11 protein-coding genes are annotated in these 13,979 nt (G+C 52.4%); 7 read left to right on the forward strand and 4 right to left on the reverse strand.

Annotation, left to right across the window (positions count from 1 at the left end; genetic code table 11):
• The first annotated feature begins 69 nt into the window (after window positions 1-69).
• The gene (locus PCI15_RS19950; RefSeq protein WP_271271670.1) at window positions 70-2,316 is read left to right on the forward strand and encodes a bifunctional diguanylate cyclase/phosphodiesterase; all 2,247 of its coding nucleotides are present in this window, start codon (window positions 70-72) and stop codon (window positions 2,314-2,316) included.
• Between the two features lie 200 nt (window positions 2,317-2,516).
• Window positions 2,517-3,290 (forward strand): response regulator, encoded by a 774-nt coding sequence (locus PCI15_RS19955; protein ID WP_271271671.1) that lies wholly within the window; start codon window positions 2,517-2,519, stop codon window positions 3,288-3,290.
• Between the two features lie 60 nt (window positions 3,291-3,350).
• Here the strand turns inward: PCI15_RS19955 and PCI15_RS19960 are convergent, their stop codons facing one another.
• Both PCI15_RS19960 and PCI15_RS19965 read right to left on the reverse strand, forming a co-directional pair.
• Window positions 3,351-4,010: a glutathione S-transferase family protein gene (locus PCI15_RS19960; RefSeq protein WP_271271672.1), complete on the reverse strand. Its 660-nt coding sequence runs from the start codon at window positions 4,008-4,010 to the stop codon at window positions 3,351-3,353.
• Between the two features lie 35 nt (window positions 4,011-4,045).
• On the reverse strand, window positions 4,046-4,642 hold the full coding sequence (locus PCI15_RS19965) for a glutathione S-transferase family protein (RefSeq protein WP_271271673.1): 597 nt from the start codon (window positions 4,640-4,642) through the stop codon (window positions 4,046-4,048).
• A gap of 129 nt (window positions 4,643-4,771) precedes the next feature.
• Between PCI15_RS19965 and PCI15_RS19970 the strand changes: the two genes are divergently transcribed.
• Entirely contained in the window at window positions 4,772-5,656 is an 885-nt protein-coding gene (locus PCI15_RS19970) for a LysR family transcriptional regulator (protein ID WP_271271674.1), read from the forward strand.
• Window positions 5,657-5,897: 241 nt separating this feature from the next.
• Entirely contained in the window at window positions 5,898-7,847 is a 1,950-nt protein-coding gene (locus PCI15_RS19975) for a methyl-accepting chemotaxis protein (protein WP_271271675.1), read from the forward strand.
• A 26-nt stretch (window positions 7,848-7,873) separates the two neighbouring features.
• Here PCI15_RS19975 and PCI15_RS19980 read toward each other — a convergent pair whose 3' ends face one another.
• Entirely contained in the window at window positions 7,874-8,125 is a 252-nt protein-coding gene (locus PCI15_RS19980; RefSeq protein WP_271271676.1) for a hypothetical protein, read from the reverse strand.
• Between the two features lie 77 nt (window positions 8,126-8,202).
• The gene (locus PCI15_RS19985) at window positions 8,203-9,351 is read right to left on the reverse strand and encodes an ABC transporter substrate-binding protein (protein ID WP_271271677.1); all 1,149 of its coding nucleotides are present in this window, start codon (window positions 9,349-9,351) and stop codon (window positions 8,203-8,205) included.
• Window positions 9,352-9,627: 276 nt separating this feature from the next.
• On the opposite strand from PCI15_RS19985, the gene PCI15_RS19990 reads away from it, so the two are divergent.
• The 3 genes from PCI15_RS19990 (at window position 9,628) to PCI15_RS20000 (ending at window position 13,935) form a co-directional block, all read left to right on the forward strand.
• The gene (locus PCI15_RS19990) at window positions 9,628-10,239 is read left to right on the forward strand and encodes a LysE family translocator (protein WP_271271678.1); all 612 of its coding nucleotides are present in this window, start codon (window positions 9,628-9,630) and stop codon (window positions 10,237-10,239) included.
• 58 nt (window positions 10,240-10,297) lie between these two features.
• A complete protein-coding gene (locus PCI15_RS19995; protein WP_271271679.1) occupies window positions 10,298-11,452 on the forward strand; it encodes a methyltransferase in 1,155 nt (384 codons plus the stop codon).
• A 305-nt stretch (window positions 11,453-11,757) separates the two neighbouring features.
• On the forward strand, window positions 11,758-13,935 hold the full coding sequence (locus PCI15_RS20000; protein WP_271271680.1) for a TonB-dependent receptor plug domain-containing protein: 2,178 nt from the start codon (window positions 11,758-11,760) through the stop codon (window positions 13,933-13,935).
• Window positions 13,936-13,979: the final 44 nt, after the last annotated feature.

Below are 13,979 nucleotides of genomic sequence, written 5' to 3' on the forward strand. Positions count from 1 at the left end.
CGGACATTCAGATAGAATCGGTCGGCTAAAAATGCTCCTCAGGGACCCGGCATTGAAAAGTAGTCAGGTATGAAACTTAATAATAAAAATAAGCTGCTGTGCAGTATTCTGAGCCTGCTGGTGCTGGGCCTGCTCGCCTCGGCACTGGTCGCGTATTTATACATCAGCAGTGCACAGCGTCAGGCATTGCAAAATGAGCACCTGGTCAAAGCCCGCGCCACCACCGAGAAACTGACCCACTGGCTCAGTGAAAACCTTGCGATTATCAGCCATTATGCTGAGGTTATTACTGAGCATCCTCAGGGGTTGCGCGACAATCCTGCATTACAGGCCTATTTACGTCAGAGCACAGCAACCGGCCGGTTCGACTACATCAGCTACAGCCTGGAAAGCGACGGTTATATGTGGATCAATGACTGGGAGATCCCGGCTAACTACAACCCCCGCTTACGCCCCTGGTATATCAGCAGCAAGCAGGCCATGCGGCCCACCATCCCCGAACCTTATCTGAGTGTGGATACAGATCCGCACCGCTATCTGGCTGTAACCGCGCCCTTACTGCGGGATGGCAACTTTATCGGTATGGTGCTGGGTGATGTACCGATGGAGTTCGTTAAAAACACCGTCATGGATACCCGCCTGGATTTCAGTGGTGAAGTTTTCATCACCGATCATCAGGGTAAAGTCCTGATCCACAAAAGCGACCAGATGGAAGGTCTGAATCAAACCACCCTGCTGGGCGACAACCTGCCAACTGACAGCGCCGCTGCCTCTGTAGAGAAGGTTGGCGCCGACCGTTCAACGGCCGGTAATGCGCAAGTTCTGGAAACCGAAGGTTACATCTATACGGTTTCATCAATCGGGGTGGCTGGCTGGCGACTGGTGTTCGCCCAGCAGAAAAGCATTCTCAACAAACAATTACTCAAGTCTACCCTCAACCTGCTGAGTGCGTTTGTGGGTATTTTTCTGATGGTTCTGACCTTACTGTTCATTTCTAACCGGCATGTCTTCTCCCCCCTGCTGAACCTCCTGGAACAGGATGCCAATACCGGACTGGCCAACAAACGCACTTTCAAAGACCTGATAAGCCACCAGTATATCGACGCCAATGTTCCCGGCATGTTGCTGATCATTAACGTGAATAACTTTAACCTGCTGACTGCGGCTTTATCCGGCCCGGCCATCGCCCGGTTACAGAACGAAATCAAATCCCGGATCCAGCAGACCTTACCGCCGGACACTCAGTTGGGAATGTTTTCTGAAAACCGCTTTATTGCTTTCCTGCCCAACCATGGCCATATGGAACAGCGTGACCAGCTGTTTAAATTGCAGCAGCTACAGGAAACCCTGACCCACTATTACACCGTGAAAGATCAGCAGATCACCTGTACGTTCCGTCAGGGTGTCTGTTTCTTTCCACAGCACGGCAGCCATATTGAACAACTGATTGACCGGGCATTCTCAGTCATGGGGAATGCTAAAAAAAATACCAGTCGCGGGAATATTGCGGTTTACAGTCCGGATGTAGACCAGCAGCTCAGTGAAGACCTGCGCATTTTCAGCGCGATTCATAATGGCTTGCGTAATCATGAATTTGAACTGGCATTTCAGCCCCAGTACGACCTTCACCAACAGGCATTTAAAGGGGTGGAAGTTCTGCTGCGCTGGTACTCAGGCGAGTTAGGCCGGCAGGTATCGCCCGCTGAATTCATCCCCATCTCTGAAGCGTCAAACCTGATTATCAGTCTGGGTGACTTTGTGATTCGCGCCACCCTGCAACAGATCACCCTGTGGCGCGAACAAGGCATTCATTTTGATACTGTCAGCATCAACATTTCCCCGAAGCAGCTGCTCCAGCATAATTTCGTCGATAAACTGATCGCCGCGACTGAACGGTTTCAGGTCCCCGCGGAACAGATCGAACTGGAAATCACTGAGTCGCTGTTATTCGACGACCCGGATTTATGCATCAGGCTGCTGCAACAGCTCAGGTCTCTGGGGTTCACCATCGCCATTGATGATTTCGGTACCGGTTATTCATCACTGCAGTACCTTAAGCTGTTACCGGTGGATAAGCTGAAAGTAGACCGGGCCTTTGTCAAAGAACTGGAGACCAGTCCGAAAGATAAGGTGATCATCAGTATGGTCACGGAGATGGCGAAAGCGCTGGGATTTTCGACCCTTGCGGAAGGTGCTGAATCAGCCTCCCAGGTGGAGATACTGCGCCAGGCCGGTTACGACATGATACAGGGTTATTATTACGCCAAACCTATGTCCGCGACAGCGCTCGTCCAGTTTATAAACCGGCAGACTTAGCGTTTACCGGACCTGAGCACGGCCTCAAAAAAGATTCAATAACAATTGCTTAATCATCACCCGGCAGATGTACGCGTTTCGGGTAATGTCTGTTTAAAGCGGCCATATACGCATGATATGCTTCGCTCAATATCAGATTTTACTTCAGTAATACGTCATCCGCGCGACCCGGTATACATCAACCAGAGTGAAGTACATTAATGGCTGGACTAAAAGCAATCATTGTCGACGACGCCCGTTTTATTCGCGACCTTGTCACTAAGATTCTTCGGGATGCGTTCCCCGACTCTCAGGTTAAATCCGCCGAAAACGGTGAAGCCGGCAAACAGCTGCTCGCCAAAGAAACCTTCGACATTGTCCTGTGTGACTGGGAAATGCCGGGGATGTCCGGCCTGGAACTGTTGCAATGGACCCGCCAGCAGCCCAGCTATCAGACAGTGCCTTTTCTGATGATTACCAGCCGGGGTGAACGGGAGTACGTGCTCAAGGCCGTCAGCTCCGGGGTTAACGATTACATCGGTAAACCTTTCGAGCCACAGCAACTGGTCGATAAGGTAAAACTCTGGCTGGCAAAGGGCGGTGAAACCAGCCCTGCCGCCCGTCAGCGGGCAGCACAGCTACTGGCATCCGTAGACTCACCGGCGGCAAAGAAAGCCGCGCCTAAGCCGAAAGGGATGGCGCAGTTACGGTTTGGCGGCACGACGCATAAATGTGCCATCAAAGAACTCACCCTTCAGTTCGCCAAAGTCGCGATCAAACATGAAGGTAAGTTGCCGGCCATCTTTGAACAGGCGGTGGTGGATATTGAACAGCAGAACGGTAAAGGCGTTGCCCGGATCAACGGCTTTGTCCGCGCTATTTCGGCACTGGAGCCAGATATGAACTCCAGCTTCCTCGACGTTAATATTCACTTCAGTGATAACGATGCAGACAAGTTGGAAGTCCTGTCCCATTACATGTCGCGAATGAAGTAAGCCTCAGGCTGGATAAAAAAAGCACCGTTATACGGTGCTTTTTTATTTCAGACTGATTATTCAGCCATCAAATTCCAGACCGACCTCTGCATCTTCCAGGACCTCGTCTTCGGTAACCGAAGCAGCCACCCACTCCATAATAGCCGGATGTGCCATAACCGTTTCAACATACGCCTTGCTCAGAGGACTGATAGCCGGACCATAAGTGTTGAACCGCAGTGCAACCGGCGCATACATGAAGTCGGCGATGCTCAGCTCCCCAAACAGCCAGGGACCAATCTCCTGATGTTCATAGCGCAGCTCCTGCCACATCAGGTCTATTCGCCAGACGTCTTTCAGGGCTTCAGTTGAAAGATCAACAAAACGTCGCGCCCGGCAGTTCATTGGCATTTCTTCACGCAAAGCCATAAATCCGGAATGCATTTCACAACTGATCGCCCGGGCCTGAGCCCGTTTTGCCGGCTCCTGCGGCCAGGCTGCCCCGTTCAGACAGGTGTCATTGATGTATTCACAAATGGCCAGCGAATCCCAGACTTTCACATCGCCATCAATCAGTGCCGGCACCTTCGCCGCCGGTGAAACAGCCTTAATCTGCTCAGCAAATTCAGGGGTTCGTAATGCCAGACGGCGCTCATCAAACTCAACATTACAGGCTTTCAGCATCAGCCATGGCCGTAAAGACCAGGATGAATAATTTTTGTTTCCGATGATTAATTCCAAAATACATCCTCTTGTATCATGTGCGCATTGCGCATTTATGCCATAGGAAAATAATTCTGTTGCGTCTGAATGCGCCCTATCCATGCCTGAATTGCCGGATATCCGGACAAATCAAAGCCGCCTTCCCCCGCCACATGGGTATAGGCATACAGCGCAATGTCAGCCACCGAGATCTGATCATCCACCAGAAAGCCGGTTTCCTGGAGCTGCTGCTCCATTATCTGCAGTGCCCGGTGACCGCCGGCCTGCTTCGCTTCATACTCTGCGCGCCGGCTTTCCGGCAATCCCAGATAGCGGGCGATAAACCGGGCCACGGCTATACAGGGTTCATGGCTGTACTGTTCAAAAAACATCCACTGCATAATGCTGGCCCGGGCAAAACGGTCTTCCCGCCACAGCGCTGTCCTTTCGGTCAGATAACTCAGGATGGCATTGGACTCTGACAGATAACGGCCATCGTCCAGTTCCAGTAACGGAATCTTGCCATTAGGATTCTTCTTCAGAAATTCAGGGGTGTGGGTCTGGCCTTGCAGAATATCCACAGCGACCCATTCATATTCAAGCCCCAGTAACGCCGCCGTCAGTAAAACTTTATAGCAGTTACCTGACTGCGCATCGCCATAAATCTTCACAATTTCCCCCTCCTTTCCTTTCCCGGTTAGATGTCCGCCGGCCGTGTGCTCACTGGGTGTACCGGGCAGCGCATCTTTCATCCGGCTATTCTGGCCGCTTGCATTTACCGCCACCAGCGAATAGTTTTGATGCCTCCCATTCTGATTGCTAATGAATACCTTATGGACATTGATGCATTGCGCAGCTTCATCGCCTTCGTGGATACCGGCAGTTTTACCCGGGCGGCGAAACAGATCTTCCGCACCCAGGGTGCTGTCAGCATGCAGATGAAAAAACTCGAGGAAGAAACCGGACGTTGTCTGTTTACAAAAGATGGCCGTAATCTCAGCCTGACAGATGATGGCCGAAAACTGGTGAGCTACGCGCGGCGAATTCTGGCCCTGCATGATGAAGCGCTGGGAGAGTTTTCCCTCACCGCCGGAATGCCGCCGTTACGCATCGGCTGTCCGGACGATTATGCACAGGAAATTTTTCCTGATCTGGTCACAATGCTGCTGGAAGAATACCCTCACCTGCAGATTCGTCTGCTGTGTGATAACAGCAGCGGCCTGCGACAGGCACTGGATCAGGGCAAGCTGGACCTGGCCATTCTGACCCGGGCACCGGATAAGGAAGAAGGCTATCTGTTGCGTCACGATCACGGAATCTGGGTACATGCAGGCTTTCCTGAGTTACAGCACCGGCCGGTACTGCCGCTGGTGCTGTATGAGGCGGACTGTAAGTTCCATTCCAGTGCGGTGGACGGGCTGGAAAAGCAGGGGCAGCGCTTTCAGGTCCTTTGTGCGTCCAGCAGTGCGACAGCAATCAAAAGCCTGTTACGCCGTGGTATAGGGATCGGGGCGCTGGCGTCTTCTACCGTAGATGCCGGGCTGGAAGCCTGCACCCGTTCAGACCTGCCAACCCTGCCGATGGTCGATATCGTACTGGCGGTTGCCCCAACACCCCATCCACTGGTCGGCACATCGATGGCCCGGAAACTCAGCCAAAAAATGCTCAGCCAGAGGGCAAGCTGAAGGCTTCTTTCTCCGGTTGCGCCAGCAATGACGTCAATTGCGACATGACTACCCAAAGTGACGAAGTAATCCGTTCCTTGCCCTTGCTACTGCTTAGCTCCTCAGCATAAAGTCCCCAAACCAAAGTCTAATACGTGCTACATAAAAACGATAAGCTGCCGGTCTTTCTTTGGGGATTCACTTCGGAAAATGCATTTCACAATGCCGCATAATAATTAGATGTCTGCTCAGGAGTAGTCTGATGCCAATTCGCAGTCAGTTTATTTTAGCCTTACTCATAAGTATCGTGATTCCGGTCGCCTGTATCACTACACTTGCCATATTTGAATTCAGAAAAAGTGCCGTCGGTAACTTTGAGCAAGCCAGCCTGAGCGAAATACGTCAGGTAGATAATGCTTTCAGCCTTTACCTGAACGGTTTAGCCGAAGATGTTGCTTACCTGGCGAAAAAGCCCGAACTGCTCCAGCTGGACGGCAGCGCTGCTAAATACATTGATAAAGCAGCGGCGCAGATGACGCCATTGCAGAACGGTGAGAAAGAAGCGGCAACATTCCGCTTATTTGATACCTTCGGTCAGGCCCGTCCTGATCTTACTTACGTGTTTCTGGGCCTGAGTGACGGCGCCTATATTCAGTGGCCAAGCGGTAAAAACGGCCAGAACTATGACCCGCGCAAACGCCCCTGGTATGCCTCAGGCGAAGCCGCCAACGGACGGATCATCCGTGCCCCCGCGTATAAGGATATCGTCACCGGTGCCCCACTGGTGGACTATCTGGTGAAATTCAAAGCAGCAGACGGTCTTACCGGTGTTGTCGGCGTCGATGTCACCCTGGATAAACTGACCGAGATGCTCAAACAGGTTAAGTTCGGTCAGTCCGGTTATGTCATGATGATTGAAGATACCGGCACCATTCTGGCAGACCCTTCAAACCCGGATAACAACTTCAAGCCGGTCAGCGAACTGGGCGACTCGTTTACCCGCCAGATCAGTGCTGAAGGTATTTCCGAAGTGGAAATTAATGGTCAGAACTGGTTTGCTACCGTGTACGTTTCACCCACACTGGGCTGGAAGTTTGTGGGTCTGGTACCTGAAGGCGAAGTATTTGCCGTGATTGACGAACTGGCCGGCCTGATCCTGCTGATGAGCCTGGTACTGGTGGCCATTTTTGTTGCATTTGCCGCCTGGTTTGCCAACCGGATTACCAAGCCGATGCAGATCATCACCACCGGCTTACAGGAAATCGCCAGCGGTGAAGGTGACCTGACCCGCCGGCTGGATATTAAGGGCAAAAATGAATCTGCCCAGATGGCCGCCGCGTTCAACAGTTTTGTTGAGACCATCAGCACTCTGATCAGTGAAATAAAGTCCAATGCCAATCAGGTAGGCAGCTTTGCTCAGGAAGCGAATGAAGTTTCCACTGAGGTCAGCCAGGTCGCCACTCAGCAATCCCGCTCGATCGAAGGGGTTTCCACCGCTTTCTATGAAATGGTAACGGCCTCCAATGAGGTGGCTCAGCACTGTACCCTGACCGCGGATGCTGCAAACAACAGCCAGCAACAGGTAGAAGAAGGCCGTAAGCTGATCGTGAATACCTCCACACTGGTAAATGAGCTGGAAGCCATTATTGTCGACTCGAACCAGGCGATGTCTGAACTGGCAGATGAATCCCGCAACATCACCAGCATTCTGGAAACCATCCGCGGCATTGCCGGCCAGACCAACCTGCTGGCCCTCAACGCAGCCATTGAGGCGGCCCGTGCCGGTGAAAGTGGCCGTGGCTTTGCGGTTGTGGCCGACGAAGTACGCACGCTGGCTCAGCGGACCTCGGAATCCACCGAAGAGATTGATACCCTGATCACCAGCCTGACACAGCGGACCCAGGTGGTTTCTGAAAAGCTTTCCAGCAGTCTGGAAGGTTCGAAGCAAACGGTCGAAACCACTCAGCAAACTAAATCGGTCTTTGAGGCGATTGAACAGTCGGTGGACAGTATCCGTGATCTGGCCACACAGATTGCGTCTGCAGCCGAAGAACAGAACCTGGTCACCGAGGAAATCAACAAGAACATTCATGATCTGAATGATGAAGCCTGCCGGGCTCAGGGAATCGCAGAAGACTCCCGCCAGACGTCCGATAAGATGAATGAAATTTCCACTGACCTGAACACCCTGGTCGGGCGGTTTAAGACCTGATCAGCCAGTGATGGCCGGCGGTAAGGTTACTTATGCGTCACCTTACCGCCAATAATTTTATACGCTGGCACACCGCGAATCAGAGTTTCCCGGGCAAAAGGAATGCCGCAGCCGGGGCACTGACAGGCCACCTCGGTATAATCGGCAACAATCCGCTCCACAAAGCACTTAACCAGCGCACCTTTCCCCCCTTTACGGTACCGGAATAACGGTGCCCGGCACTTGGCACAATAGATATCCACCGCCTTTTCCGGCAGTTTTTTGTTTGGCTTAGCCATGCATCACCCGGTTATTAATCGTCCATACGCCTTCACCGCCACCGGCTATAACAGCATGGGTTATCGCCGGAAAAAGGTCAGGGAATCGTCCGGTAAATTTCATCAGACGCGCCTAATAATAACAGCGGTGGCTGATAGCCCACCAGCTCAGCACTCTTCAGATTCACCGCCATTCTTACCGGCTCAACAAACAACTGGGATAACTGGTTAGGTTTTGCACCGTTAAAGATCTTCCCCAGAGTCATGGCATGAAAATCACCCACCGCCCGGTGACCGGCCTGGGAAATACTCATCAGGATGCCCTGCCGCACTTCCCGGCCGCCGTTCTGGGAAAATGTCGGGATTTTATGCCGGTTCACAATAGAGATCAGCCTGGGCAGGCTGTTATCAGTAATCCCCCCCTGGGTGGTGACATAAATCGCATCGGTGTTCTGCACCAGGGTGTTAAAACAGTCAATCACACTGGCTTCAGCCTGCCGGGTATCACTGATATCGCTATGGGTGTAACAGGGAACCAGTGTAAAACCGCGGCGCTTTGCCAACTGCTGTGCTTCACTCCAGCCGGCATAGCTGCGCCCGGCATCACTGTCTTCCAGCGCGATGCCTAAACGCCGGAATCCCACCAGATCATGAAATACCCGTAACTGGCGTAAGTACCGGTCCGGATCAACCCGGGCGTGAACATGATCAAAGCCGGAATCATCAACGCTTTTAACAATGCCGGCAGAGATCGGGTTACTGGCTGAAATAATTAACGTATTGGTGGCATGACGACTGTTGGCCAGATCCTGCCCGGCCCAGGTACCGGCGGCAATCATCAGATCAATATCCTGTTGCTCACGCAAACGGGCAAGCACAGTCTGTTGCACGGTTTTCCGCTGGCCGTCATCCCAGCCGGCGCTGTAATGGGCATCGGCTACAAACTGGATATAACGGCCACTGGCTTCTTCACTGAGCCAGCGCCACAGGTCCGCGGTTTGCTCCCCTGAGGTTTCCGGTAACGGCCGGGGCTCCAGCCAGCCCCTCTTCATCATGGCTCTGATGGTCGCTGTAAAAATTTTCCGGTAGTAAATGTATTCACCACCTTCAAGATACCCTATACGCCAGGGTTTACCCTTATTCGTCGCCGGTGCGGATGAAAAGTCTGGAAGTGTACTGGCTGCCACCGGGCCGCATATAAACAGAATGCTGCCCAATAGCAGTGTGATAAAAGTCCGGATCAGCATGGACCTGCCCTCTCAAAAATCGGTATATCATGGTCCTTGCGCGGGCACTGTGTGCCTCTGTTTTGCCATCCTGTTCACTGGCTGTTGATATCAGTCTCTGATAACCGGGACAACCTTACTGCACCTCCGGTGACACTGCGTCTGTCTGTTTATCCGTCAGCCTTTTCTGACCGCCGGTTAACAAAGCAACACAGTTCTCAATTCCAGTATAGGCAAGCATATAGTGACGGCGTAGAATAGCAGCAAAATTATTACCCAAACCAGTGAATTCCTGCCATGACCATCGAAAGTGCCATCAGCTTCTTCATTGCCATTTTTATTTTTGGCATTACACCGGGCCCCGGCATTTTCGCGATTCTGGCCAAGGCAATGGTTCAGGGTGGCCGCGCCTGCTTCCTGCTGGCGCTGGGAATGACGATCAGCGATATCTGCTATCTGATTCTCGCCTGCATGGGCCTGGCAACCATTGCTGAACACTGGGGAGAGGTATTTACGGTGATCCGCTGGGTCGGCGCAGGGTATCTGCTGTATCTGGGCTATAAACTCTTTACCAGCCCGGTGAGCAAGGCTGACAGCGAAGACGTACGCAGTAACCGCAGTGGCGATTTTCTGCAGGGCTTTCTGATTTCAGCCTCTAACCCTAAGGTTATTCTGTTTTATATTGCGTTTCTGCCCACCTTTATGGATCTGCAAAGCTTGCAGGTAACCGATATCGCACTGGCATCCGTTCTGACATTATTTGCCCTGATGGCCGGGCTGATGCTGATCGCTCACAGCGCACACTGGGCCAGTGCAAAACTGAAATCCGCACGGGCTCAGCAAAACCTTAACCGCAGTGCCGGCAGCATTATGATGGGGGCTGGCGTATATCTGATCGCCAGCCGCTGAAATCAGCACGTATCCCGTCTGTTACTTTTACGCTGCAACCCTTGAACAGGCTTAATTCATGAACCAACTGCATGCTCCGCAGGGCGACTTCACCCTTAACCGTTATCCCGTCCGGGCCAAAGAGACGCTGCGCGCATGGGACGCAGCGGATGAATATATTTTGCAGAACATCGCCGACGCGCAAGCCAGCGGGGAGGCATTTCAAAACGTACTGATCATCAATGACAGTTGCGGTGCTCTTGCCACCGCACTCGCGCCAATGCGGCCGGTGATTATGAGCGATTCATTCGTTTCTCATCAGGCGATCCGGCACAACTTGCAAAGCAACTGGCCGGAGAAAGTCCCGCTGCACCTGACCGACTGCCTGCAATCACCGGCTGAATATTTCCCGGCCACCGAAGCACCCGCAGATCTGGTAATACTGAAGATCACCAAAAGTCTGGCCCAGCTGGAAGATCAGTTACACCGGCTGCGCCCTTTAATGGGAGAGAACACCCGGGTGTTGGCAGCAGGCATGGTCAAAGCCATTCATACCTCCACCCTGGAACTGTTCGAAAAAATCATTGGCCCTACCCATACTTCACTGGCAAAGAAAAAGGCCCGCCTGATTCACTGCCAGCCGGATCTGTCATTGTCACCGGCCCCGAATCCGTTTCCTAAGGCCTTACCGCTGCCGGAACACCGTCTGGACATCATTAATCACGCCAGCGTATTCTCCCGGGACAAACTGGATATAGGTACCCGGTTCTTTCTGGATAATATGCCTGCCAGTGACGCACCAAAACAGATCATAGATTTAGGCTGCGGCAATGGTTTACTGGGGATAGCGGCGGCCGGCAGCCACCCGAATGCCACCCTGACCATGGTGGATGAGTCCTTTATGGCAGTGGCATCCGCCGAACGGAACTTCACTTTTAATCACCCTGACCGGACAGCACACTTTCAGGTCACCGACTGCCTCACCGGCATTGCTGACAACAGTGCTGACCTGATCCTCAATAACCCGCCTTTTCATCAGCAAAATACCATTGGCGACTTTATCGCAGTGCAAATGTTTAAAGATGCCAAACGCACCCTGAAAACCGGCGGCGAACTGCTGGTGATCGGCAATCGTCATTTAGGTTATCACGTAACGCTGAAGCGGCTGTTCGGTAACTGCACAACGCAGGCCAGCAATAAAAAATTTGTCATCCTGCGCTGTATTAAACGCTAAGCCCGAACACCAAACGGCGACAACGCCCTGAAACACAAGGCATTGGCGGTAATATCGACGCTAAAAATAATACTGCCAACTGAGTTAATAGCAGTTATTATGTACACTGAAGCACGCAGTTTGCGCAGACAAATACCAGCCAGGTTATTGTGAAAGCCGGGAAAGCCCGGATCAGAAACTCAGCCTGTCGGGCCGGACCAGACACAAAAAGTGTATGCGTATCAACGCCACTTCGGCCACCCCGAGAAGTCTGAACCCTGAGATGAAAACAGAACGTTATTATTTGCCTTAACAGCCGGACCGCTATGCCGCTAACACACATTCGCCAGCCTGGTTTTCTGAATTTTACTGTTCGGCGTCCGTTGCAGGTTTTGCTGTCGCTGGCGCTGGTTCTGCTCGGTCACAGCGGGCAATCCTATGCTCAGCAGGAAGCCATGTATGACGAAGATCTGGCCTACAGCGATGACAGCTACGCGATCTCCGAACTGAATTATCTGGCCGATATTCCGCTGGTATCAGCGGCCACCCGGCTGCCACAGCAACGGCACGAATCACCGGCGGCAATCACCGTTATCGACCGGGCGGTTATTGATGCATCCTCTGCGCTGACCATTCCGGACCTGTTCCGCCTGGTACCTGGCATGATGGCTTACCACACCTCGTCCAATACGTCGGCGGTTGCCTATCACGGTATGAGTGACAGGTTCCCTTCCCAGATGGAAGTAATGGTTGATGGCCGCTCCATCTATGTACCGCTGTTTTCCACTGTCATCTGGGACACCCTGGGTCTCACGGTAGACGATGTTGACCGTATTGAAGTGGTCAGAGGCTCCAACAGTGCTACCCACGGTTCCAATGCGTTTATGGGGGCCATCAATATTATTACCCGCTCAGGTTTGTCCCACCCCGGCAGCAGCCTGAAATATACCAGCGGCAGCCACAATACCCAGAACTTTGAAGCCCGGCACAGCGGCAGTTATTCGCTTGGCAATTATGCCCTGTCTACCGGCAACCTCAGTAATGATGGCAGCGACACATTCGACGATAAAACAAACCGCCGGTATCTGAACTTTAATACCGTGGTCACACCCAACTTGCGGGACACTCTGACATTTAATCTGGGCTTCAGTGAAGGCTTCACGGATGTCGGGGATGTCGACAGCGCACCGGCTCTGGAAGAACGCACCTTTCACAACAATACCCAGCATATTAAGTGGCAGCGCATTCTTCAGAATGAAGCTGAGCTTGAAGTCCGCTATGCCCACAGTTACAGCAATCTTGATGCCGACAAACTGGATATCCCCACGGTACAACAGGCGCTGGATCTGACCAACCCGGCACTGATTGCCCTGATTCCAAACTTTATTGCCGCCAACCCGCTGCGAAAAACGTCAGAAGTCGGTGATATAGAACAACATGAATTAGAAATGATCTGGCGAAAACAAACCTCGCCAGCCAATCAGTTTATCATCGGCAGCGGTTACAAGTTCAACCGGGCCCGCAGCCTCGAATTACTGGATACCCGTGACTGGGTCAGCGAAGAACGTAGCCGGGTTTTCGGCAACTGGGAATACAGCGGTATCCGTAACTGGGTATTCAATGCAGGCGCAATGGTTGAACATGCCACTGCCGGCAACAGTGGCACCCGGATATCACCGCGCCTGGCGGCCAATTACCGACTGACGCCAACCAGCGGATTACGCAGTTCTGTCAGCCAGGCATACCGGATGCCTTCATTACTGGAAGCGAATCTGCAAACGGTGGTCTACAGCCCCGCCGGACTGCCGCCCGGAACCCCGTCAATTTATCAGATAGAAAGCCTGGCTAATGAGGATATTGAACCTGAGAGGCTGAGAACGCTGGATGTGGGATATTTTAAAAACTGGCCCGAATATAACAGCCAGATGGATCTGCGGCTATTTTACGAACGTATCGATAACGGTATTGAGACGGCTTTTCGCCCCCTCACCACAGCAACCGCCAGCAGCGACCACCGCTATCGGATTGAAGACAATGGCGCTGAATGGAATAACAGGGGCTTTGAAACCCAGATCCGCTACCAGCCCAACATGCTGTATAACCCACTGATTTTATTTAATTATAGCTATATTCACGTCCGGGGGTTTCGTAACCGGGGCCACAGTACTGTTGGCAACCCCGACAACATTGACCGGCTAGAGAACCGAACGCCGATGCACACCGCCTCGCTGCTGGCCAGCATTACCCTGCCGGATAACCTGCAACTCAGCCTGAGTCATTTTTATATGTCTGAAGTGGAATGGCTGGAAGGCAGCAGCGGTGGACCGAACCCACAATACAACCGTACCGATATTAAAGTCAGTAAGAACTTTAAATATTCGAACGGTAACGCACTGAAGCTTAACTTTATCGTGCACAACTTACTGGATGACTCGTATCCGGAATTTTACGTAGACAACCTGTTTGACCGGCGGGCTTATGTGCAAGTGGAACTGAGCTTTTAAGCGGCCACGGAATGTTATCGCCGTGCTGCAGATCACTGTCAGAG

The sequence above is a fragment of the Aliamphritea hakodatensis genome, from assembly GCF_024347195.1.
Classification (GTDB): domain Bacteria; phylum Pseudomonadota; class Gammaproteobacteria; order Pseudomonadales; family Balneatricaceae; genus Amphritea; species Amphritea hakodatensis.